This window comes from Zunongwangia endophytica (assembly GCF_030409505.1).
GTDB lineage: Bacteria > Bacteroidota > Bacteroidia > Flavobacteriales > Flavobacteriaceae > Zunongwangia > Zunongwangia endophytica.
The window spans coordinates 3,217,850-3,242,414 of the sequence record NZ_JAUFPZ010000002.1; the positions used below are offsets into that span (position 1 = coordinate 3,217,850).

At 36.9% G+C, this 24,565-nt stretch carries 13 protein-coding genes; 2 read left to right on the forward strand and 11 right to left on the reverse strand.

Features of this window, described 5'->3' with window-relative positions:
- Positions 1-50: 50 nt before the first annotated feature.
- Positions 51-2,492, forward strand: coding sequence for a glycoside hydrolase family 2 TIM barrel-domain containing protein (locus QWY91_RS14015; RefSeq protein ID WP_290236116.1), 2,442 nt, complete (start codon positions 51-53; stop codon positions 2,490-2,492).
- Positions 2,493-2,620: 128 nt separating this feature from the next.
- Here the strand turns inward: QWY91_RS14015 and QWY91_RS14020 are convergent, their stop codons facing one another.
- Entirely contained in the window at positions 2,621-3,139 is a 519-nt protein-coding gene (locus QWY91_RS14020) for a GNAT family N-acetyltransferase (RefSeq protein WP_290236118.1), read from the reverse strand.
- 312 nt (positions 3,140-3,451) lie between these two features.
- Between QWY91_RS14020 and QWY91_RS14025 the strand changes: the two genes are divergently transcribed.
- Positions 3,452-4,480: a glycoside hydrolase family 43 protein gene (locus QWY91_RS14025; protein WP_290236120.1), complete on the forward strand. Its 1,029-nt coding sequence runs from the start codon at positions 3,452-3,454 to the stop codon at positions 4,478-4,480.
- A 25-nt stretch (positions 4,481-4,505) separates the two neighbouring features.
- Here QWY91_RS14025 and QWY91_RS14030 read toward each other — a convergent pair whose 3' ends face one another.
- From QWY91_RS14030 to QWY91_RS14075, 10 genes are all read right to left on the reverse strand, one after another.
- Positions 4,506-5,591 (reverse strand): ion channel, encoded by a 1,086-nt coding sequence (locus QWY91_RS14030; protein WP_290236122.1) that lies wholly within the window; start codon positions 5,589-5,591, stop codon positions 4,506-4,508.
- Between the two features lie 174 nt (positions 5,592-5,765).
- On the reverse strand, positions 5,766-6,440 hold the full coding sequence (locus QWY91_RS14035; protein ID WP_290237107.1) for an ABC transporter ATP-binding protein: 675 nt from the start codon (positions 6,438-6,440) through the stop codon (positions 5,766-5,768).
- A gap of 50 nt (positions 6,441-6,490) precedes the next feature.
- Positions 6,491-7,240 carry a head GIN domain-containing protein gene (locus QWY91_RS14040; RefSeq protein WP_290236123.1) on the reverse strand — a complete coding sequence of 250 codons (750 nt, stop codon included), beginning with the start codon at positions 7,238-7,240 and terminating at the stop codon, positions 6,491-6,493.
- 23 nt (positions 7,241-7,263) lie between these two features.
- Positions 7,264-9,684 carry an FtsX-like permease family protein gene (locus QWY91_RS14045; RefSeq protein ID WP_290236124.1) on the reverse strand — a complete coding sequence of 807 codons (2,421 nt, stop codon included), beginning with the start codon at positions 9,682-9,684 and terminating at the stop codon, positions 7,264-7,266.
- 70 nt (positions 9,685-9,754) lie between these two features.
- The gene (locus tag QWY91_RS14050; protein ID WP_290236126.1) at positions 9,755-12,199 is read right to left on the reverse strand and encodes an FtsX-like permease family protein; all 2,445 of its coding nucleotides are present in this window, start codon (positions 12,197-12,199) and stop codon (positions 9,755-9,757) included.
- Positions 12,200-12,271: 72 nt separating this feature from the next.
- Complete coding sequence (locus QWY91_RS14055; protein WP_290236129.1) at positions 12,272-14,716, reverse strand: FtsX-like permease family protein; 2,445 nt, start codon at positions 14,714-14,716, stop codon at positions 12,272-12,274.
- Positions 14,717-14,805: 89 nt separating this feature from the next.
- Entirely contained in the window at positions 14,806-17,277 is a 2,472-nt protein-coding gene (locus QWY91_RS14060) for an ABC transporter permease (RefSeq protein WP_290236131.1), read from the reverse strand.
- A gap of 38 nt (positions 17,278-17,315) precedes the next feature.
- The gene (locus QWY91_RS14065; RefSeq protein ID WP_290236133.1) at positions 17,316-19,730 is read right to left on the reverse strand and encodes an ABC transporter permease; all 2,415 of its coding nucleotides are present in this window, start codon (positions 19,728-19,730) and stop codon (positions 17,316-17,318) included.
- A gap of 23 nt (positions 19,731-19,753) precedes the next feature.
- On the reverse strand, positions 19,754-22,177 hold the full coding sequence (locus QWY91_RS14070; RefSeq protein WP_290236135.1) for an FtsX-like permease family protein: 2,424 nt from the start codon (positions 22,175-22,177) through the stop codon (positions 19,754-19,756).
- Positions 22,178-22,180: 3 nt separating this feature from the next.
- Entirely contained in the window at positions 22,181-24,553 is a 2,373-nt protein-coding gene (locus tag QWY91_RS14075; protein ID WP_290236136.1) for an ABC transporter permease, read from the reverse strand.
- Between the last annotated feature and the right edge of the window lie 12 nt (positions 24,554-24,565).

The window sequence follows — 24,565 nt, forward strand, 5'->3', positions numbered from 1 at the left end:
CGTAATTTTTACATTAAATTAGAAGATTGAAACTTCTAAGTCATCTTCAAATGAAATCTAAGATCATTTTTGTTCTATTTTTTGCTATGTTTTTTAATGGAATTCTTTTCGCACAAGAACGTACAACCGTAATTCTTCAAAACGACTGGAAATTTAAGAAGGGAGATCCTTCAGGAGCAGAAGAAATTAATGAGAATACTTCAGATTGGAAAAGCATAAGTATTCCTCATGATTGGGCGGTAGAAGAAGATTTTATTAAAGATGGGGATGGCAATACCGGGAAATTACCCTGGAAAGGACAGGCTTGGTATCGCCACGATTTGGATCTTTCAGCAATAAAAAAAGGTGATAAAGTTTTCCTGATTTTTGATGGTATCATGGCTTTTCCAAAAGTGTATATCAATGGGAAACTAGCAGGACAATGGGACTACGGTTATAATTCATTTTATATAGAAATTTCAGATCACTTAGATTTTACTGAAAATGCTAAAAATGTCTTGGCCGTTCATGTAGATACCCGGCAGCATGATAGCCGCTGGTATCCGGGAGCAGGAATTTACCGGAAAGTACGCATGGTTGCCATGGCACCAATTCATACAAAAATCTGGGAGACTCAGGTAACTACGCCTATTATTAAACCAAACTATGCTAATGTTCGCATTTCAAGTTTGGTGAAAAATGAGACTTCCGAAGCGAAAAAAATTACCGTGACTCAGCGTATTCTTAATCCTGAAGGAAATGAGGTAGCGAAAAAAAGCATTTCGCATAAGTTACGAGCCGGAGAAGAAAATTATTTTGAAATAAATACTCAGCTTACCAATCCTATGCAATGGGATATCGAACATCCTCATCTTTACAAAACAATTACGGAAGTTAGTGCAGATGAAAAAATTGTAGATCTGTCTGAAAGCACTTTTGGTATAAGAAGCATAAAATTTACACCAGATGACGGTTTTCATTTAAACGGAAGAAGAGTCCAGTTAAAAGGAGTGAATTTGCATCATGGTCATGGACCGCTTGGTGCTGCATTTTATCCTCGAGCGATGGAAAGGCAATTAGAAATTATGAAATCGATGGGCGTGAATGCGATTCGAAGTAGCCATAATACTGCTGCTCCTGAAGTTTTAGAATTGTGCGATAAAATGGGGATTTTGATGTTTAACGAAGTTTTTGATAAATACGATCGGAAAGCCGATATAGTAGACACCACTAATTTTGAAAGTTTTGCGGAACGTAACATTCGCAACTTTGTGATGCGTGATCGTAATCATCCTTCAGTATTTATTTGGAGTGTGGGTAACGAGATGCACGATGTACAGGCCAATGCTAATAATGGTTTTCGTCGCTTACTTACGATGTTGAATTATGTTCGAAAATACGATCATACCCGTCCGGTTACGATGGTCAACGATGTACAGGATAATGCGGCTTTACGACATTTTGATCTTTACGATGTGCATAGCTGGAATTATGGCAGGCGTTATCAATTAGCTCGGCAAATGGAACCGAATAAATCGGTAATTATTTCAGAATCTGCTTCTACAGTAAGTACGCGTGGATTTTATGAATTTCCTTTACCCGAAAAGAAAACAGATTTTACCAAATCACTTCAAGTTAGTTCTTACGATTTTCATGCACCATCTTGGGCAGAAATTGGCGACGATGATTTTATGTGGCAGCAGGACGAACCTTATATCGCAGGCGAGTTCGTCTGGACGGGTTTTGATTATTTGGGAGAACCCACACCTTACACCAATCGAACCGTAAAAGGTATGGGAATGAGCGATAAGGAAGCAGCGCGTAGTTCTTACTTCGGAATTGTAGATATTATGGGGATTCCAAAAGATCGATATTATTTGTATAAAAGCTATTGGAAGCCCGGAGAGAAAACGATACATATTTTACCGCATTGGAACTGGAAAGGAGAGGAAGGCGAGAATATCCCGGTTTTTGTATATACCAACGGTGATTGTGCCGAACTTTTTATAAACGGAAAATCGCAAGGCAAACAATGTAAATCACCCTCTTCTAAAAATTCAACCGAGCGCTTTCGTTTAATGTGGAAGGATGTGGTTTACGAGCCCGGTGAAGTAAAAGTAGTCGCTTATAAACAAGGAGAAAAATTGGGCGAAAAAACATTAAAAACTACCTCGGAAGCTACCAAAATTAAATTGTCGGCCGATCGAAAAATAATAAAAGCTGATGGAATGGATCTTTCTTATGTTTTGGTGGAAGCTTTTGATAAAGACGGGAATTTGGATCCTTTAGCAAATGAAGGTTTAGAAATTGAAGTTAGTGGAGCAGGTGAATTAGCCGGTGCAGGAAACGGAGATCCGCAATCTTTCGAGCCGCTTCAGGATCATAAAGTCGATTTATTCTACGGAAAAGCAATGATCATCCTAAAATCGGGAATGGAAGCAGGAACTATTAAACTGAAAGTTAGCAGCGAAAATTTGAAAGGAGAAACGATAAAAATTGAAACTGAAAATTAAAAGAAAAAGCATCGGTTTTGGGGTTAACGAAGCCGATGTTGTTTATTGAAACTGCAAGCTTTTAATTATTTTCACTCAGTTTATTAAATCAGAAATTAAGACTAAAATTCGCTAATACTGATTATAATTTATTTTTTAAACTCCTTCGAAAACACCAATCGTGATCCGCGATCTTCAGTGGAAATTTCTTTTACTTCAGTTAATCCTAATTTTTTAATGGCCTTAATAGAAGCATGATTGTCCGGACTAGCAGCAGCCAAGATTCGATCTAATTGAAGTTCATTTTCAGCAAAATCGATCCAAAATTGGCCAATTTCAGTAGCGAATCCTTTTCCCCAATGATTCTGATGCAATACAAAACCGAATTCAAGATCATCTTCATCGCCAAGAAAGTTACACGGAATCAAACCCGTGAAACCTATAAAATTGCCTGTAGTTTTATCTAAAATGCATACAAAACCAATTTGCGCATTTTCATCTAAAATAAAATCATTGGCTAAAACGTCTAAAAACTCCTTTTGAGAAAGCACTCTACCTTTAAAAGCAGACTGCATTACGGTTTGATTCTCACAAAACAATTGATAGAGCGGTACAAATAATTCAGGTTTAAAACTTACAATTTTAAGTCTTTCGGTTTCTAATTGCATTCAGCTTATTATTTTAAAACTGAAAAGTATGGAAAAATTAGGGTTTTTATTATAGGATTTTAGATTGCTTAGTATTCAAATTCGAGAACAGAATTTAAGATAACATGGAAACCTTTAAAGTCAAATTTTGACTGGCTTTCTTAACTTCAGCTACAGTAATTTTAATGTCCTTTTTCAATAAAAACATTTTACTTCAGAATAAAGCTTTTTAAAATTTATTCAGCATTCAGTATAAAAATTGCTAAGCTTTGAAACATAATGCGTTTACCCTATATTTACATAATTCAAATTCAAAATAAACTTTTCATATTCATGAAAATATCAGTTCATTCTTTTAGAAAAATAGCAACACTTAGTGCATTTGTAGGGTTAAGTTTTCTTAGTTTTCAAAATATTCAGGCTCAAAAATATGGTGGTAATCCGGTAATCGAAGGGATGTTTACTGCAGATCCTTGTCCGCTTGTTTATAATGACACACTTTATCTTTTTACTGGTCGTGACGAGCAAAAGGAAGACAAAGAAGGATTTCTAATGAATGAATGGCAGGTGTTTTCTACTTCAGATATGTACGACTACACCAGTCATGGATCTTTACTAAGTATCGAAGATTTTGATTGGGCCGCCGGTAATGCTTTTGCAAGTCATGTAATAGAACGCGATGGTAAATTTTGGTGGTATGTTTCGCTTACCCATAAAAATATTCGCGTAAAAGAAGGTTTTGCTATAGGTGTAGCCGTGGCAGACCATCCACTTGGTCCTTACAAAGATGCTAAAGGTTCGGCTATCGTTACAGACGAAACGCCAAATGTAATCCCACTAAATATTGATCCTGCCGTATATATCGATGATGATGGGCAGGCCTATTTATTTTGGGGCTCTTGGGGCGAAGCGCGTGTCGTTAAGCTAAAAGACAATATGATCGAAATGGATGGGGAAGTACAGACACTGAAACTTAAAAATTTCTTTGAAGCTCCTTTTGTGCATAAAAAAGGAGATACTTACTATATGACCTATGCAGGATCTGGATATCCTTCAAAAACCGAGTACTCCACAAGTAAAAGTATTACCGGTCCTTGGACGTATCAGGGAGTTGTTAATGAGCTTCTTCCTATATCTGCAACTAACCATCAGGGAATTGTGGAATTTCGCGATAACTGGTATTTCGTATATCACAATGCACAATTGCCTAAAGGAGGCGTATTCAGAAGATCGGTAAGTATCGATAAGCTGGAATATACCGAAGATGGTCTTATAAAAACTGTTGAACGTACCGAAACCAGCGTCCCTGCTATAGACAAATCTGGAAAGGTGATTCAGACGGAAACCTCTAAAAAGAATTAGCCAACAAAAGGCAATTTTGTTATTTCTATTGTGATTTTTTTTCTGGAATAAAGCGATCAAGTTCTTTTTGCCACTCAGGAGACCTTAAAACTTCAATCAAGGCGTTGTTGACAGGTAACCTCAAGTCGCTATCAACTGGAAATGCAAAGGCATAATAGTGAGGGTCGATGTTTGCGGAACGTACTTTTGCAGAGAATTTTGACCTATTATTTATAGCATACCGCAATTGCGGAACACTATGTAAAAGTACTTCAATATCATCTGTTTTGAGATCTTCTAAAGCGGAAGGAATGTCGTTATATCCTTTAAAAGCAATTCTTTCCGCATTTAAATAACTTTCTGCTGAAGAACCATTTACAACAGCAACTTTCATATCACGAAGATCATTGGGCACCTGAATTTGATTATTTCCCGATCCCATTACTGCTGAAACCAAAGAAGCCGTCAAGACAGAAGTCACGGCCATCGCCACCAGCATCCACACTAGCGCAATTGCTCTTCCTGTAAAGGTAACCGGAGCCTTATCACCATAACCAATTGTCGTCATCGTTACACCGGCCCACCAAAAACCAGAACCTATACCTTTTGCAATAGAACGCTCACCACCAAAATTATCTTCATTATGCCTACGCTCTACGAAATATATTATCGACCCAACAATTAATAGAAGTATCGATAAAGAACCCGCTATGTACCAAAATTTCTTACTGAAAAAGGCTTTTAAAACAGATTTCATTTTCATTCCAGACTTTGTTGCTGTACCAATTTCTGATATATGGTAAATGTGGCTGAAATCTAATTTTTCTTTGGAATTTTCAGCAATATCACCAAGAACGAATAAATCAACCTGATTAATAGTTATCGAATCAACCTGATCAATTTCTTTATAAGTATAATTTTCGTCTAAATCTTCCGCTAATTTTCTCCAGAGTCGGATACTAATTCCTTCCCAGTTGCCTTCCTGATCTTTATAGGCATAAGGAGGTTTGCTGGTAACACCTACAACTAAATTACTACGAGAAGTTGAAGCAATCGTGTCTTCCTGACCAAAACTAATATGCGGACTTATACAAAGACTGAAAAAAATAAGTAATGATAAAGTTCGCGCCATCGATTAAATTTAGGATTATACGTATCGAATAATGAGCGTATTCTGTTTAAGCTTCAAAAAACTCATTATCTTAAAGTTACAAAATAGAATCCTAACATGTTAGCTAATCTGGAGCTTACTGTTTAATTAGAGTGATATCTTATCATGTAAATGGTATAACAACATTTTATATACCTACTCTGCTTTAGTCTTACTTCCATCTAAAAGATGCACAATTCGATTTGCGTAAGCTGCGTTACTTTCAGAATGCGTGGCTTGTATAATGGTTACGCCATCTTCTTCGTTAAATTGCTTAAAAAGTTGCATAATTTCGTCGCTTTGTTTAGAGTTGAGGTTTCCGGTAGGCTCGTCGGCAAGGATTAATTTAGGTTTAGAAATTAGGGCACGCGCCACACCAACCAATTGCTGTTGCCCGCCGCTGAGTTGATTAGGAAAAAGATCCTTTTTTCCTACAATATTAAAACGATCTAGCATATCTGCAACCAGCGCTTTACGTTCTGAAGATTTTATCTTTTTATAAAGTAGTGGCGTTTCGATGTTTTCGTAAACGGTAAGTTCGTCGATAAGATGATATTGCTGAAAGACAAATCCTATATACTCTTTGTATAATTTAGAGCGGTGTTTTTCTTTCATGTCATGAATATTTTGATCCAGAAATTTATATTCTCCTTCCTGAAATCCGTCCAACATTCCAATTACATTTAGCAAAGTAGATTTCCCAGAACCCGATGGTCCCATGATCGAAATAAATTCACCTTCAGCTACGCTAAGGCTCAAATCGTTCAATAGAAATGTTCTTCTTCCGCCGGTGGTTACCCATTTGTAAATGTGGTTTAATTCTAACATTATATAAATTTTGAGTAATTAGTATTAAATTATTCTGATGTGTTTAAAGAGAATTAATCGATTTTCTGAATTATATTTTCGCCAATTTTGAGTCCGTTTTTCACTTCAGCATTTCCTTTATATTGAATATTGGCTTCGCCAAAAGCGGAAACTTTTAATTTATCTGAAACATTTATCACCGCGTGATTATTCCCGTAAGCGGCAATTTTGGTTTCATTAGATTTTAATTCAATAGTATTTATTTCACTTTCCCCGTAACAACGATACCGCTGATAATCGACATTACCATCTTTAATTTCTAAATAGCTTTCGCCATACATTGCTATTTTCAGTTTCTTTGCAGTAACACTTTCAAAGAAAACTTTCGCAGCCCCATAAATATCAAGTTTAAACTCTTCCGTATTTATAACATCTTCAAAATTAAAGCGTTCTTCACTTCGAATTTCAACTTTATTCAAGCTCTTATAATATACAGTTAATCGAACTTCAGTATTTCTATAAATAGAGTGATTTTGATTGTGTCCGTTTATTAAAATTTTCTCTTCTTTTGCTGTAATCTTAGCATCTTCAAGATAGATATGCAGTTTATCTTTACTACTCTCGATATTAATTTTTTCTCGGTCTATTTTCGAATTTTCAATAATTACCGAGGTCTTTTCCGACTCAATAAATCTTACCTGAATATGAGGACTTATAATTACTTCTGAAAAATCGGATACTTCAATAGTTTCTGATTGCGCGTTGCAGGGACTAAACCAAAGAAGATTTAGTATTGCTATGATTTTAAAATAAGTCTTAGTCATGATGAATGTTTTTAATTGATAATTTATTCTGTTCTTAAAGATTTTACTGGATTTTGTAGAGCTGCATTAATCGTTCTTAAACTTATGGTGATCAATGCGATAAATAGGGCGGTAACGCCTGCAGCGACAAATATCCAAAAAGTGAGATTGATGTGATTTGCATATTTTTGAAGCCAGTTATTTGCCAGCCACCAACTTACCGGTGCGGCAATTAAAAAACTTACTCCTACTAATTTTAAAAAGTCTTTAGAAAGCATCAACGTTAAGTTTAGCACACTTGCTCCTATTACTTTACGTACACCAATTTCTTTTCTTCGTTGAGCAACTATAAGTAAAGAAATGGCAAACAAACCAATACAGCTTAATATTATTGCGAGGATAGAACCACTGGTAATCATTGTAGCCATTTTCTTTTCGGCTTTAAATGTTCGATCTATATTTTCATCTAAAAACGATCCTAGAAAATTAGCGTTAGGTTCGATGTCTTTCCAAGTCTTTTCTAGAAGTGTTAATGCGCTTGCGGCTTTGTTGGGTGCCACTTTGATATAGGCGTAATATTTATTAGAATCAGGCTCTAGAAATATACTTAATGGTTCTACTTCTTGATTTAGCTTTTGAAAATTATAATCTTCCAGCACACCTAAAACCTGATAATAGGTGCTATCGCCTAAAATAAAACGAGTCTCTAGAGGATTCTCTTCTTGCAATTGCGCTGCCATCTTTTGGTTAATTAAAACCCCGAGGCTGTCTGTCGAGAAAGATCGGTCAAAGCTTCTACCTTCTATAAGTTTAAGATCTAAAGTCTCTACATAATCATAACCTATGGTAAGCCTGTGGGTACTTACACCTCTTCCTTTATAGTCGAAACCTAACTGACTTGTCATTTGCCCACCGTCTTTACCTAGTCCCAATATATTATCTGCGGAAGAAATACTTATGATTTCAGGATGATTCTGTAGTTTATTGCGTAAACGTTCAACAGCCTGCGATCCTGAAAGTTTTCCATTTAGTGGCAGCGAGATAACCTGTTCTTTATTGTACCCAAGGTTTTTATTCCGCATAAAATCTATTTGCTGCCAAAGAATAAATGTTCCGCTAATCAACAAAATAGCAATCCCAAATTGAACAACCATCAAAAAATCTCTTGTGCTATTTTTTCTAGTAAGATTTAGTTTGCCTTTTAAAGATTGTAAGGTTCCTAACTTTGAAAGCAACAAGGCCGGGTAACCACCTGCTATAAAAGTGATCAACAGGAAACTCACAACACTTCCCACGAGAATTTTGAAACTCAAAATTGCTTCGAAAGTGGCTCTTGTTGAAAATAAGGTCTTAAATGAATCTGTAAGTGAAAACGCCAGCAGCCCTCCAAAAATTGCTGCTCCTAAAAATATCAAAACACTTTCACCCCAAAACTGAAAAAACAACTGACCGTTACCTGCTCCCAAAGTTTTACGCATCCCAATCTCTCGCAAACGCTGACTGCTTTTTGCGATACTCATATTGATAAAATTTACACAAGCAATAAAAAGTATCAAAAAACCAACTCCCAGAACCAAATACGGCATCGTCTTTTCTATTCGTGCAATCCCACTATCAAAATTGGCATAAGAAACATCTTCAAATGGAAGCAAACGTATTTGTTTGTAAAGTCCGTTTTCGTCTGGTTGTGCACCGTCCCGTTTTGCATTATCCATCTCTTCCTGATAGTGAAGTTGAGTGAATGGTTCTGTCGCTTTCTCAAACTGAGCTGCAGTTACGCCTTGCTCCAACTGCGCATATACTTCATGATTTTCCTTACTCCAATCGTCTTTAATATCAGCATAGGAATAAGAAGCCTGATTGCTGAAATCCAAAGCCAGATCAAATTTAAGACTGCTTTGATCTGGGAAATCTTCAATCAGAGCTGAGACCGTGAAAAGTTTTTCTTCCCCTTCGGTAATAATGCGCAACGTTTTGCCCAGTGGATTTTCGTCGCCATAAATTCGATTGGCGGCGTGCTCGGTAATACTAATGGTACTCTTGTCTGCTGTTGGTTTTTGCTCTTTTCCTTTAAGTATAGGGAAACTGAACATAGAGAAAAAATCAGGATCTACATATGCAGCACTCATTCGCAACTCTTTATCTCCGGAAATCACCAAAACTCCTTTTCCATTATAACGCGAAATTTTTGCTAAACCAGGAACCTCTTCTCTTAAGGCAGGCGCAAATGGAACAGATTGTGGCGTATCTGCAACAATACCTTCTGGAGTCTGATTTGTATTATAAACCTGATACAGCGATGCTTTATTTTTGTGAAAACTATCATACGACAATTCAAAAAAGGCATACACCCCCAAAAGTACAGCAACGGCAAAAGCGGTACTCAAACCTACAAGATTTAGAACTGTGAATGTTTTATCCTTCCACAGATTCCGAAAAGCGATTTTAATGTAGTTTCTAAGCATGATTTGTTACTATTAGCATTTCTATTACTATTCAAGCGCAATTAGTTCCCCCTTTGGGGGTTAGGGTAATCTATTCGGTCCTTAATGATTTTACAGGATTTTTGCGCGCCGTTCTAAATGTTTTAAAGCTGATGATCGCGAGGGCTAGAACGAACATTCCGATTCCGCTTAATGCAAAAACCCACCAACTCATAGCTGTTTTATAAGCATAATCCTGAAGCCAGTTATGCATTCCCCACCACGCTAATGGCGCTGCAATTAAGAAAGCAAGGGCTATTAATTTTAAAAAATCTTTGCATAGCAACAGGTTGAGTTGGGCGACTGTTGCACCCAGCACTTTACGAACCCCTATTTCTTTGGTACGCCGCGTAACGGTATGAATCACCAAGCCCAACAACCCCAAAACACTTATCAAAATAGAAAGTCCCGTAGCCCAATCTAATAAGGTAGAAAGGCGTTTTTCCCGCTCGTAAAATCGCGCGATGGTATCGTCTATAAATTTGATTTCGAAAGTTTCCCCGGGATAAACCTCTTGATAAGCATCTTCTATGCGCGCTAAGGTTTGCTTGAGGAGCTGGGAATCATGCGTTGGTAACATTAAATGAATATTTCTAAATCGACTCCAAAAACCCCTGTCGGTGTCCCCTCCAAAAACCATAGGCCGAACACCAGTCTTAAGCGAGCGTTGCTTAAAATCTTGCATCACCCCTACAATGCGGTAGTTCTCTTCGTTTATAGTAAGATTCTTATCTAAGATCTCCTCTGGGGCTTTAAATCCTAAAGCTTCTAAAGCAGTCTCATTAACCACATATTCGTTGATTGTATCATTAAGCGGTATTTTTCCGGCAAGCAGGGGGATTCCATAAACATCAAGATAAGACAGGTCCCCATATAAAATTTCAAGATCTACCTGTATTTCCTGATCTTCATTTTGAAAAGTTACTCCAGAAGAATGCGTGCTAAAAGAAGCTGGTGGCATTCCACCCAAACTGCTTTTTTCAATACCTGGTATACGTTCAAACTTTTGTAATAAGACTTCGTTTTTATCAACGCTTTTATACCGCCAGGGGCGCGATACATATGCAACAGCATCCGTTTTAAACCCCATATCTGCATTCATCAAAAATCGTATTTGCTTCCCTACCAATAAAGTTGCAATTAAAAAGACCTGGGCTATGGTAAATTGAAAAACGGTTAAGAATTTTCTCATATTTGATTTTCCTGAATTAGAGGAAGCTGTACTCCTCAATACGCGGTAGGGCTTAAATCCCGTAAGCACAAAGGCCGGGTACAATCCAGATAATAAGGTGACTGTAATGAGTAGCATTATACAGCATAGAAGAATTACGGGTTCCTTAAACAGCGAGAAGGCAAGACCATCTGGAATGAAATCTGAAAAGACTTTAAGCAAATAACTCGCTAAAACCAGCGAAATAACCGCAGATACTAGTGTAAGTAAAAAAGTCTCGCCTAAAAACTGGGAGATCAGTTGTTTTTTTGAACTTCCTAAGGTCTTACGAATGCCTATTTCTTTTGCCCGTTGATATGCCTGAGCAGTATTAAGATTGATGAAATTTACGCATCCCAGTAAAAGAAGAAAACCAGCAATAAAACCTAAGCCCATCAATACAGAGCGGTCTGCTGTATAATTACTAAAACTAAAAATACCATAATCAGTATCAAAATGCAGGTCTTTTAAAGCTTGTAAATTAAACGTTCGGCTTATATCAAATTTTTTATCGTACTCAGATTGATGATTCTTGGCAATTTGATCTAACTGAGTCTGTACAGTTGCTGCATTTGGAGATACCAGTTTTACAAATATTTGTGCACTGTTTGAGGTGCTACCCCATTCCTCACTAAACGCACTGGCTGCCATATCTGTTTTTTTGGCCGTTTCTCTTGAAAGAAATTCTTCAAAGATCAAATCTGTTCGCTTATCCAAATTCGCTACAACTCCAGTTACTTTAGCCACTATAGAATCGTTGTAAATCAACTCTTTCCCCAGTATATTTTCAGGTTTGGTTTTAGGAAAATAGTGAAGCGCTCTTTTTTCGGTCAGCACTACTTCATTTGGGTTATTTAGTCCATTTTCTGCAGAGCCTGCAAGCCACGTATAGTTGAATATTTTAAAATATTCAGGATTTGTAAAAACAGTATATTCCGGGTCTTTAAATACGCTTCCGCTACTAGGATTCATCACATTGGTAAAACCCCCTGTATAAAGAGCCGCAGTTGTTTCAACCTCTGGGATTTCCTCCTTTAGCACCTGATAGAGCGGGATCGTGACACCGGCATTTCCGTTAGTGCCTTCTGAACTTTTAAATGTTGTCGTGATTCTAAATATGCGATCTCTATCTTTGTGAAATTTATCAAAGGTAAAATCGTAATACACCATCAAGCCGATGACAAACGAAGCACTGAGTCCAATAGCCAGACTAATAATATTGATGACTGAAAAAAGCTTGTTTTTCCAGATGTTCCGCCAAGCGATTTTAATATAGTTTCTAATCATGATTTATTACTATTAGCATTTTTTCTATTATTATTCAAGCGCAATTAGTTCCCCCTTGGGGGGTTAGGGGATCTATTCGGTCCTTAAACTTTTTACAGGGTTTGTACGAGCAGTTTTAAAGGTTTTAAAGCTTATGATCGCCAGAGCTAAAACAAACATTCCGATTCCGCTTAAGGCGAAAACCCACCAACTCATCTCGGTTCTATAGGGAAAATCCTCCAGCCAAACCGTTACCCGCCAGTACGCTAAGGGTATTGCAATCACAAATGCAATTGCTATAAGTTTTATAAAATCTTTACACAACAACACCTGAAGCTCCATTAGAGAAGCTCCTAGTATTTTACGGATGCCTATTTCTTTTACGCGACGCTCTGTTGTGAAAATCACCAGTGCAAGCAAGCCCAAAACACTTATTGCTACCGCAAGACCTGCTGCCCAATTTAAAAGCAGTTCTGTTCTGCGTTGTGAGTTATAGAAATTGGCTACTGTCTCATCCATAAACTGAATTTTAAAATCAGATTCGGGGTAGATGGATTTCCACACAGCTTCAACTTTGACAATTGTTGCAGACAAATCCCCGGTCTTTGGTTCAACTTTAAAGTGAAGGGTATTGAACTGAGAATACCGGCTTCTATTTAAGTCACCCACAAATGCCACAGGTTTCATCTCAGAAGTCAAGGGTTTCTGATTAAAATCTGACATAACACCCACTATGGGATATGAATTTTCACCTTGAGTCAACTGCGTACCTACCGCTTCAGTAGGATTCTTAAACCCTAACAAATCAAGCATGGTTTCGTTAATCACAAATTCTCTGATCGTGTCATTTAATGGTTTACGCCCAGCCAACAGTTTTAGCCCGTATAAGTCAAAATAGTTGGCGTCGCCAAAGCGTTGTTCCAGAACCACTTCAATACTCTTACCATCTTTTACAAAATCAGCCACCGTAGAATTGATATATCGTGATGCTGGTGGCGGGCCACCAAGACTAATTGTAGAAAGCTCTGGGATTGTTTCAAGTCTGTTCATAAACAGCTCTTTCTTACTCATCGAATCGTCATTCCATGGAATCTGGAGGTAGGCAATGTCATCAATATGAATACCAATATCTTTATTCATCAAAAAATGAACTTGCTTTCCTACCAGCAAGGTCCCTATGATAAAAACCTGAGCAATTACAAATTGAAATACGGTAAGCCCTTTTCTAAAATTTGCACTACCGCTTTGTTCAGATAGTTTATTCTTTAATACGGAAACCGGTTTAAAACCGGAAAGTACAAATGCCGGATATGTCCCGGAAAGCAGTGCAACAACTATAAGAAGTAAAATGGAAAACCCAATAATTAAAGGATTTACGAAAAGCTTGAAGGAAAGGCCAGAGGGTGTAAATTCTGCAAAAAAGCGCAATAACCAGAAGGCTAAGAAAATCGACAAAATTCCCGCAAATAAGGTCAACAAAAAGGTCTCTCCCAAGAACTGAGAGACCAGTTGTTTTTTTGAACTTCCCAGTGTTTTACGTATTCCTATTTCTCGGGCTCTTTGCGTAGCTTGCGCGGTTGTTAAATTGATGAAGTTTATACTACCCAGCAGTAAAAGAAATACGGCAACAATGCCTAAATTAATGAGCACTTTTTTACTCGCCTGAGGCTCACTATAATCAAACGTGCCGAAGCGCGTATCAAAATGAAGTTCTTCCAGAGGCTGTGGGTAAAAACGTATCCATTCCCCACTTTTAAGTTCTTCTGGGTCTGCATGACTTTTACTCAGTTTATCTAACTGTTTCTGAATGCTGCTTATCGCTACCCCTTTATGGCGTTTGAGCAATACTTGTGAATTGGAATTGTAACTGTTCCAGTTTGTATTGGTTACCGAAGATTTGATATCTGACTGGTCGGCCGTTGGATAAGAAATAAACTCTTCAAAAATAATATCCGTCCGCCCTTTAAAATTGGCTACTATCCCCGTGATTTTTGCGGGTATAGAGTCGTTATAAATCAAACTTTTACCAATAATGTTTTCCGGGGCAGTATTCGGAAAATACTTGAGCGCCCGGGCCTCGGTAAGTATCACTTCATTAGGTTGCTGCAAGCTTTTTGCCTTCAATCCAGCAATCCACTGGTAATCAATAACGTCAAAATAACTACTGTCTGCATAGATTACATGTGTTGGTTCCTTAAATACCTCATCACGTTTTTCAGTTTCTACTTTTAAAGGTTCATATTTAAAAACAGCACTTACACTTTCAAGTCCGGTTACTTCGATTTTTAATGCATCTGCCAAGACCGCATTAACCCCACCAAAATAGTTTGTTTCTTCAGGAGTTATAAATTCGACGGCAACCCTATAGATGCGATCTCCATCTTTATGAAATTTATCAAAGGTAAAATCGTAATACACCATCAAGCCGATGACAAACGAAGCACTGAGTCCAATAGCCAGACTTATGATGTTGATCACTGAAAAAAGCTTGTTTTTCCAGATATTCCGCCAGGCGATTTTGATGTAGTTTCTAAACATAATCTATTGTCATTTTTATTTCAATTATTATTCTATACGTATGAACTTCTTCTCTCCCTCTGGGAGAGATGCCCAGCGGGCAAAAAGGGCTACTCCGTTCTTAACGATTTAATAGGATTTACTGCTGCTGCTTTAATGGCTTGAAAACTCACTGTTAGCAACGCGATAGCCAATGACAAAGCACCCGCTGCAAAAAATGCCCAGATGGGTATATCTATGCGATACGCAAAATCCTGAAGCCAGTTATCCATCGCAAACCAAGCGACAGGCACAGAGAGGATTAAGGCCAACACTACCAACTTTAAAAAGTTTATCGCCAGCAATTTGACGATGCTACCTATACTGGCACCTAATACTTTGCGTACACCGATTTCTTTGGTACGCTGCTGCGCGGTAAATGCGATGAGACCAAATAATCCCAGACAAGCGACAAAAATGGCGAGTATGGTAAATACCGTAAATAAAGAGGCCAAACGCTGATCTTCCTGATAGGCGTAGGCTAAATCTTCATCTAGAAATGAATATTCAAAGGGTGTACTTTCTGAATAAGTTTCCCATAAATTTTGCACCTCACTGATCACTATCTCGGTGTTTTCTCCAGAAATTTTCAAACTAATAAAAGATGTACGGGTATCGTAACTCTGTGATGCTTGAGCAAAAAGTGCAAATGGCTGAATGGGCGTGTGTAGCGATTCCAAATTAAAATCTTTTAAAACACCTACTACCGTATAATATTCCATATTTCCGCCGGGATAGCGTATTTGCTTGCCAATGGGATTTTTCCAACCTATCTGAGCTGCAGCAGTCTCATTAAGAATGACTGATAACGAATCATTAAAACGTTTGTCAAAACCTCTACCAGCCTTGACTTCAAGATCTAATGTTTGTATAAAGACATCATCTACCAGATACGAGCTCAGTGAAATATCGGTTGCAATATTGGGCTCATCTGCAGTAGCCTTTGGAGTATAAAAATCTCCAAACTCACCACGGGTCAACATTCCGCTAGAACTGCTTGCTGTCTCAACTCCAGTCAACGCAGTGAGTTCTTCTTTAAAACTTGCTTCGCTATTACCTAAACTTTCAGTATTATTAATTACCAAAATATGCTCTTTCTCAAAGCCTAAATCTTTTTGCTGTGTATACCTCAACTGACTAAATACGACCAGCGTACAGATGATTAAAGTAATCGCGATTGAAAATTGAAAAACAACCAATCCGTTACGAATAAAACTAGAATTCGTGGATTTTGCGGCTTTTCCTTTTAAGGCTCTAATAGGATTGAAAGAAGTAAGAAAGAATGCAGGATACATCCCGGCTAAAAGTGCGGTAAATACTATAATTCCAATTAGTAATAGAATAATATTTCCGTTGAAAAATGCCTGAATATGCAGATCTTTTCCCGTCAATCCATTGAAAACCGGTAAAATCAATACGACGGTAATACATGCCAATCCTGCTGCAAAAAAGGTGTAACAGAGGACTTCGGTCATAAACTGCTTGATAAGCTGTTTGCGTTGCGAACCCAAAACCTTACGAATGCCTATTTCTTTACTGCGCTTTACAGATTGAACAGTAGAAAGGTTCATAAAATTCACGCAGGCCAGAATGACGATAAACAAAGCGATGACACCAAGAATGTAAAGGCTTTTTATATCGTGTTGTTCGGTGATTGAAGAAGTAATACCCTGTGAATACAAATGTATCTTTGACAAGGGTTGTAAGTGCAACTCCCAGTAATTTCCTTTTTCTATAAATTCGTCAAAAGGTTGACCAATGCGCTCAAAAGCCGGCGCGGCTTGCACCTTGAGCATTTCGGGAAATCGTGATTCCAGATTTGCCAAATTTTTAGGATTTACGCTGGCTTGTGGGAAAAGTTTTACATACGTAGCCATATTGAGCCATACCCAACTCCAGTTGAAATAAGTGACATCATTAAAATTGGCCATTGGCATCAAGACATCAAATTTTACCGAAGCCGGATACTGCGTCAGATCTTCAAACACACCGGTCACTTGCAAAGGTTTTTTATCGTCTCCGTATGCCAATGTTTTTCCTAAGGGATCTGTATCACCAAAATACTTCTCAGCAATTTGCGGCGTTATCACAATACTATTGGGCTCCTGCAAACAAGTTGCAGCATCGCCTCTTTGCAACGGATAACTTAAAACTTCTAAGAAGTTGGGGTCTACCGCAAGAATTTCAGACTCATTAAAAACTTTTGGACGCGCACCGCCTTCATAAGTTAGTTTGGTATTGTCTGGTTGATAAATACGTGTTGCGCTCTCGATCTCGGGAAATTGATCAACTAAAGCATCTCCCGCAGGCGGTGGTGTATACCCAGCGTAAAACGAATTATCACCCATTTTACCTTTCATATTTACCCGGTATATCTGCTCCGCTTGATCAAACTGCGTGTCATAACTCAGTTCGTTTTGTATATACAGCGCAATAAGCATCACTGATACAAGACCAATAGCCAAACCCAAAATATTTAGAACACTATTGGTTTTATATCTTATAATATTCCGCCAGGCGATTTTTATGTAGTTTTTGAACATTGCTGATTATTTTGTCCCAATAGCTTTTGGGAGATGTTTTATTCAGTTTTTAAAGAAATCACGGGATTTCTTAGCGCTGCTTTAATACTTTTAAAACTTATGGTGATTAGCGCAATGGCAAGCGTAATGCAAGCTGCTGTCACAAATTGCCAAATACTAAGATCAATTCTATAGGCAAAATCTTGTAGCCATTTTTGCATAAAGTAGTAACCAACAGGAAATGCGATAAGAAAAGCGATTAAAATAAGTTTGATAAAATCTTTAGCAAGCATACTTACGATTTCCCTTACGTTGGCACCTAAAACTTTTCGGATTCCAATTTCTTTAAAGCGCTGTTCTGTTGCGAAAGTGATTAAACCAAATAATCCTAAGCAAGCAACGAAAATGGTGAGTAGCGTGAAAATGCTAAGAACTACCCCCATCTTTTGCTCCTTGCTGTATGTCTGTGAGAAAGATTCATCTAAAAAAGAATACGTAAATGGCTCATCAGGGCTAAACTCTCCCCATTTTGTTTTAGCAAAATCAAGAATCCCAGTAATATTTGCATTGTCGGTTTTTAATATTAATCCGCCATAAGGATTGTATGCTAAAACCAAAGGATCAATTTCATGATGTAGCGATTTAAAATGAAAATTCTTAATAACACCAATTACAGTAAATTGCTCATTTTCGGGATCTGCAGCACGTTTAAATGTCTTTCCTATAGGATCTTCACCTAATTCTAAGATTTTAGCTGCTTCTTCATTAATAATAGCCTTATTGGATTCATTTTTTAATTCCGTAGAAAAATTCCGTCCTTTTATAAGTTCTAGTCCCAGCGTAGGAATATAATTTTCATCGACATCATAAAAGAAAAACTTCCGTAGATATTCATCATTTTTAAAAATACCACGCGTATGGTTGTCGGTTTCGCCTGCCGGAACAAAAGCCGATTGACTAACACTGGCAATATTTGGGTTTTTAAGCAGTTCTTCTTTATAGGATTTTATTTTAGTACTTCCCATTTTATAGGCATCTCGCAAGATGACCACCTGATCTTTCTCGTATCCTAATTTTTTATGCTGAATAAATTGCATCTGCTTATAGACCACGATAGTAGCAAGAATAAGACCTGCTGAAATAACGAATTGAAACACAACCATTCCACTACGCAAAATGTTTTGTTTTCCCGAACCAGAGAATTTAGTTTTAATCGCCATTAAAGGCTTAAAAGATGAAAGTACAAATGCAGGATATCCTCCGGAAAAAAGACTAACTAAAATAACAAAACTTAATAGTAAAAGTATATTTTGAAGGCTGAAGAACTTCAGCAGATCTAACTCTTTTCCAGCTAACGTATTAAAAGAAGGCAAGAAAATAGCAATTAAAGCTATAGCCAATATTGCAGAAAATACTGTGGTGATAAAAGATTCGGTTAAAAACTGTCCCACGAGCTGTTTTTTAGCAGAACCTAATACCTTTCTAATTCCTACCTCCCTACTACGTTTTGTAGCGGTGGCTGTGGCAAGATTCATAAAATTAATACAAGCAATAAGCAGCATAAAGATTGCGATGGCACTAAAAATGTATACATATTTTATATCTCCGGCTGGAGAAAGCTCGGTATTAGGTGCGAAATCTGAGTGTAAATGAATGTCGGTAAGCGGCTGTAGGAACAACCCGATATTGTTAGTTTCTTGAAATTTTTCGTAGGAGATCCCAATGGCTTTTTGAACCTGTTCGCCCATATATTTTTTTAAAATATTCGGAATTTGTTTTTCGATATCAGTAAGTGAGCTGCTAGGCTTCATTAGTAAATAAGTAGCAAAGCCAGAACTAACCCACGAATTTGAAGTGCTGCGATTATTATGTTGCATCGGTACAAAAACATTGAATTGAATGTGAGAGTTGTGAGGAATATCCTGGATAATTGCGGTAACTTCTAAATCTTCCTCTATCCCTTGAAGTTTTATACGTTTCCCTATAGGATTTTCATTACCAAAATATTTCTGAGCTTCAGAAGAAGTAAGGACAATACTATTAGGGTTTTTAAGAGGGGCTTCAGCATCGCCTTCAATAACCTTTAAGCTAAACATATCGAAGAAATTAGGATCTACATAAGCTGCTTTTAGATTTTTAAAAGTGGTGTTATTATATCGAATTTCAGGATTATAGAGTGTACTTAATCGGGTAGCATTTTCTACCTGTGGAAAATCTGCTTTAAAAGTTTTTGCAACGGGAGCGGCAACCATAGCTTCTTTAAGTTCTTCACCATTTACATTACCACGAAGTACCACCCTCGCGATACGATCTGCATTATCGTAAAAGCGATCATAGCTAAGCTCATCCCAAACATAAAGCGCAATTAAAATACAGCTGGCCATGCCGATAGCGAGACCTCCACAATTCAGAAAAAATAAGGACTTATTCTTAATAAGATTCCTCCAGGCTATTTTGATGTGATTTTTAAACATGATTGATGAGGTTTTAAGATGAATTACTCTGTTTTTAAGCTATTAGCAGGATTGATGATTGCTTTTTTAGCCGATTGTATTCCCACGGTACACATCGCAATGCTTATCACTAGCATGGCAGCAAGTCCAAAGACCCACCATTTTATTTCTATACGATGCGCGTAATCCTGAAGCCACTGTTGCATCGCATACCAGCCGATTGGAATAGCAATTACAATTGCAATGGAAATGGTTTTTAAAAAATCTTTGGAGAACAGTAAAACAATTGATTGGACTGAAGCACCTAATACTTTTCGAATTCCTATTTCTTTTACTCGCTGCTCTGTAACCTGAACGATCAATCCAAAAACGCCTAAGGCTGCGAGAAATAAACTAAGCGCACTAAAAAAGCTGAAGAATTGCAAAAGCTTGGTTTCAGCATCGTATTGTTCTTTTAGTAATTGGGATACATTACTAACTTCAAGTAATTTGTTAGGATAAAATTCTTTCCATAATTCGTTGATTTTGGCTATAACTTTTGCTTCGCTATCTGGCCTTATTCGAACTAAAAGATTTCCTCGATCTGGATTTTTATCAGCCTGAATTATTATCGGTTTTGCAGATGTTCTTAGATCTTCATTATTGAAATCGCTAACCACCCCAACAGGAGTAACTTCTACCTCTTTATTTGATACGTTTAGCTCTTCAATATTTAATAGTTTTTGTGCTTGAAGGGTGATAATAGCCGACTTTTTTTCAGGTTCTGAATTTGTTGGATCCGAACTTAAATCAATACTTCTATCGATAGCATCTTTGCCATATTCGGTATTTAGGAATCTGCCTTTTTGAAGTCTTAGGCCTAGTGTTTCAGCTAGGTCGGTATCTGCGAATATATACCATATTTCTATTTCGTTATCAGGATTAGCTGGGTCCTCAATTTTCTTAGTCATGCTTCCTCCTCCTCTAGATGGTAGCCAAGAAGAAATACTTGCTTTTTCGACAAAAGGACTTTTGAGCAATTCGTTTTTAAAACTTGCACCTTTATTTTGCCAAGAGGTATAATTTATACTTAGTAAATTTGAAGAATCAAATCCTACGCTCTTGTTTTTTAATAGGTCTACCTGCTGGTTTACAACAATCATAGCTATTAAAACGATGAGGGATACCGAGAACTGAAATACGATTAGTGTTTTTCTTATAAAGAGATTATTTCCTGTAGCATTTTTTCTGAATTTTTTTTGAAGTGATGCAATAGGGCTAATCCTAGAGATTAAAAGCGCTGGATATAATCCAGTGATAATGCTTAACACGAAGATCATTAGGAAAGCTGAAAGAAACAACCAGATCGAATTTGTAAAAGTTAAAGCTAAAGGATGACCAATAAATGAAGTAATTCCATCTAAACTTAAATAGTAAATCAAAAACGAAAGAATCCCTGCGATTAAGAAAAACAGTCCAGATTCTGATAAGTGTTGTATAATGAGTTGTAATTTTCCGGCACCCAAAACTTTTCGTACTCCGTTTTCTTTCATTTTGTGGGATGCTCTTGCTGTAGTAAGATTTACATAATTTATACAAGCTATAATTAGAAGTAGTATGGCAATTCCCCCAAGGATATAGAGTTTCTTGGCACTGCCTTTAAATTTTTGATTTTGAGCAAAATCAGATTTTAAATAAATATCCTGTAAAGGTTGTAAACTGAATTTATATGGGTTTTCAGCTTCAGTATAATCAGAATACCAGTCATTAAATTTGGCTTCGAAATTGCATTTGTCTACTCCTTTTTTTAAATGGATATAGTACGTTTGAAACATACCAAACTGTTTCTTGCTTAGAGCATCGGTGCTGGCTCTATGCAAGTAAATAACTTCGGAATTTAGGTGTGTGTTTTCAGGAATATCTTTAAAGACTCCTGTGATTACATATTCATTAGGAGTGTTATTATAAGTAGGTAAGTCTTTTATTATTTTGCCTACAGGATCATTTCCATTAAAATATTTTGCTACTAACTTTTCTGAAATTAGAATGTTTGAAGAACCTTCTATTAGCTTCTTTGGGTTTCCTGAAGTAATCTGAACATCAAAAATATCTAAAAAAGAAGGTGTTGTATAAACTACAGTCGTTTTTGTGCCCTTTCCTTGAAGATTTCTAAAACTAAAATTTTTCTCAAATATATCGATAGTAGTTATATTTTCAACTTCAGGAAAATCTTTTAAAGCGCTACCAGTTCCAGACAAAGCATAATCCCCTTTTTCTTGTAGTTGACTATCTCGAGTTCGTATGGTGTTTACTCTAAAAACCTGATCTTTTTTTGACCAAAATCGGTCGTAAGAAGATTCATCGATCACTACTGTGGTCACGGCAAGACATGCAGCTAAACCTATCGTTAAGCCAACGATATTAATTATAGAATAGGTGCCATTTTTAAGTAGATTCCTCCAGGCTATTTTGATGTGATTTTTGATCATAGCTTACTCTGTTTTAATGTTTTTAACCGGATTGGATAAAGCGGCTTTTATGGCTTGTGAGCTAATTGTTATAAGAGCTATTAATAAAGTTAATGTTCCGGCGCCTGCAAAAATCCACCAGTCGAGATTTGTTTTGTATGCAAAGTTTTGCAACCAAGACTGCATGAAATACCATCCAGTAGGAATGGCAATAATGCAGGAGATCACAATTAATTTTAAAAAATCTTTAGAAAGTAAAGATGTGATTTGGCTAACCGAGGCACCTAAAATTTTACGAATTCCGATTTCTCTTTTTTTAAGTTGTGCAGTATATGTAGTTAAGCCAAATAAGCCCAGGCAGGAAACGAAAATGGCCAATATCGAGAAGATTTTAAAAAGCTTGCCTGTTCTTATATCGTCCCGGTAGATGGTTTCATATTGCGCATCTAAAAATGAATATTGAAAAGGAAAACCAGGATTATAGATATTCCAAATATCTTCAATGGCAGCTAAGCTTTCTGAAATATCACCATTAATAGTTTTGATATATATTCGATAAGGATCGGGATCATAATACATTATTGCAGGAGCAATTTGATGCTTCATAGAAGCAAAATTGAAGTCCTGTACCACTCCTGCAATAATGCCTTTGGTTTCCCAAAGTTCGAAACTCTTACCAATAGGATCTTCGATTCCAGCTTGTTTAACAGCCGTTTCATTTAGAATAAAATGTACAGAATCTTCTGCCCTTCCTTTAAAATTTTCCCCAGCTAATAGCTTCATTTTCATGATTGGGATAAAGCTTTCGTCGATACCGATAGGATGTACGATAAAATCAGTTTGGGGATCTTTGCCATCCCAATTCGTATCGGCAGTAGTCGAGCCTTGATTCACAATATTATCACTGGTAAAAGCTACACTAACAATACCAGATAAATTTTCAACCTGATTAGCGACAGTCTCTTTATGCGACCGCATCTCTGAAGGCATATTAAATGTTAGAACTTGAGAACGATCATAACCAGGGTTTTTACTAGTAATAAAATCCAGTTGTTTCCCAATGATGATCGTACTGATAATAAGTATTACTGAAAATGAAAATTGAAGACAAACCAAAATTTTCCTAAATGTGCCTGCGCCTACACCGGTTACAATATTTCCTTTTATTGCCTCCAGTGGTTTAAAGGAAGACAACAATACCGCCGGATAAATAGAAGAAGCAATTAGGGTGGACACGAATACCATTGAAATCATGGCCCACAACTCGGCATCCATAAAGCTAAAGGTAATTTGCTTTCCGGAAATCGAATTAAATGAAGGTGCTAGTAAATAGATTAGTACAATAGCTAAAACTATAGCCAATAAAAAGAAAATGCAGGATTCGATAATAAATTGAATAAAAAGCTGACTTCTGTCTGCACCTATCAATTTTCGAAGACTTACTTCTTTAGCTCTCTGTATTGATCTCGCGGTGTTGAGGTTTACATAATTTATGCAAGCAATACATAGAATTAGGATCAAAACAATCCCAAAGATGCGTACGGTTTTTATATTAGTAGGATCTCCACTATTGCTATACAAATTCATTTGCTGAATGGGTTGAAGATAATAGGCATCCCCTTTTTCAGACTGAATAGCATTTCGATCTTTTGCTTTTTGAATTTGAGTTAGCTTCTGAGTCACATTTTCAACTGAAGCTTTATTCTTTAACTTTAAATAGGTAATAAAATTGAAGTTTCCCCAATCACTGTCCATAGATTTCCAATAGACGTTTCCTTCATATTGTTCAGCAAAAATAGTTAGCGGAAAAAATAGCTCGTAATCCAAACTTGTATTGCTGGGAAGATCTTCTATTATTCCTGTTACGATAAAAGGGTTCTCATAATCGGCTGTGATGGTTTTGCCAATGGCTTTAATAGTTCCAAAATATTTTTTAGCAGCTTTTTCTGTAATGACTACTGTATTATTTCCTGAAAATGGAGCAGATAGATTTCCTTCAATAAACTTCAGATTAAAAAAAGAGAAAAATTCAGGATCGACCATAGCTCCACCGTTGGCTTCAAACTTATTAGAGGAACTACTGAAAATGCGGTAACCGTAAAAATCTCTTAGCCTAACTGCATTTTCTACTTCAGGAACTTCATTTTTTGCATAATAGGCTACAGGTCCAACGGATACTCCCCAGGTTTGTTTGTTTTCGCCACTACTTAAATTACTCGAAACCCTATAGATATGATCGGCCTCACCAATTTCATTATAGCTTAATTCCGCATTAATCCATACCGCGATAAAAATAGCTACGCAAAGCCCAAGCGATAAACCTACTAAGCTTAAGCCATTATAAAACTTAGACTTCCAAAGGTTTCTCCAAGCTGATTTTAGATAAATTTTAAACATATCTTACGTTTT

Bases quoted from the DNA above. Each gene is read 5' to 3' on its own strand.
- QWY91_RS14020 (WP_290236118.1), bottom strand. From the start codon at position 3,139: ATGCAATTAGAAACCGAAAGACTTAAAATTGTAAGTTTTAAACCTGAA.
- QWY91_RS14025 (WP_290236120.1), top strand. From the start codon at position 3,452: ATGAAAATATCAGTTCATTCTTTTAGAAAAATAGCAACACTTAGTGCA.
- QWY91_RS14060 (WP_290236131.1), bottom strand. From the start codon at position 17,277: ATGTTCAAAAACTACATAAAAATCGCCTGGCGGAATATTATAAGATAT.
- QWY91_RS14065 (WP_290236133.1), bottom strand. From the start codon at position 19,730: ATGTTTAAAAATCACATCAAAATAGCCTGGAGGAATCTTATTAAGAAT.
- QWY91_RS14015 (WP_290236116.1), top strand. From the start codon at position 51: ATGAAATCTAAGATCATTTTTGTTCTATTTTTTGCTATGTTTTTTAAT.
- QWY91_RS14070 (WP_290236135.1), bottom strand. From the start codon at position 22,177: ATGATCAAAAATCACATCAAAATAGCCTGGAGGAATCTACTTAAAAAT.
- QWY91_RS14055 (WP_290236129.1), bottom strand. From the start codon at position 14,716: ATGTTTAGAAACTACATCAAAATCGCCTGGCGGAATATCTGGAAAAAC.
- QWY91_RS14075 (WP_290236136.1), bottom strand. From the start codon at position 24,553: ATGTTTAAAATTTATCTAAAATCAGCTTGGAGAAACCTTTGGAAGTCT.
- QWY91_RS14050 (WP_290236126.1), bottom strand. From the start codon at position 12,199: ATGATTAGAAACTATATTAAAATCGCTTGGCGGAACATCTGGAAAAAC.
- QWY91_RS14030 (WP_290236122.1), bottom strand. From the start codon at position 5,591: ATGGCGCGAACTTTATCATTACTTATTTTTTTCAGTCTTTGTATAAGT.
- QWY91_RS14045 (WP_290236124.1), bottom strand. From the start codon at position 9,684: ATGCTTAGAAACTACATTAAAATCGCTTTTCGGAATCTGTGGAAGGAT.
- QWY91_RS14040 (WP_290236123.1), bottom strand. From the start codon at position 7,240: ATGACTAAGACTTATTTTAAAATCATAGCAATACTAAATCTTCTTTGG.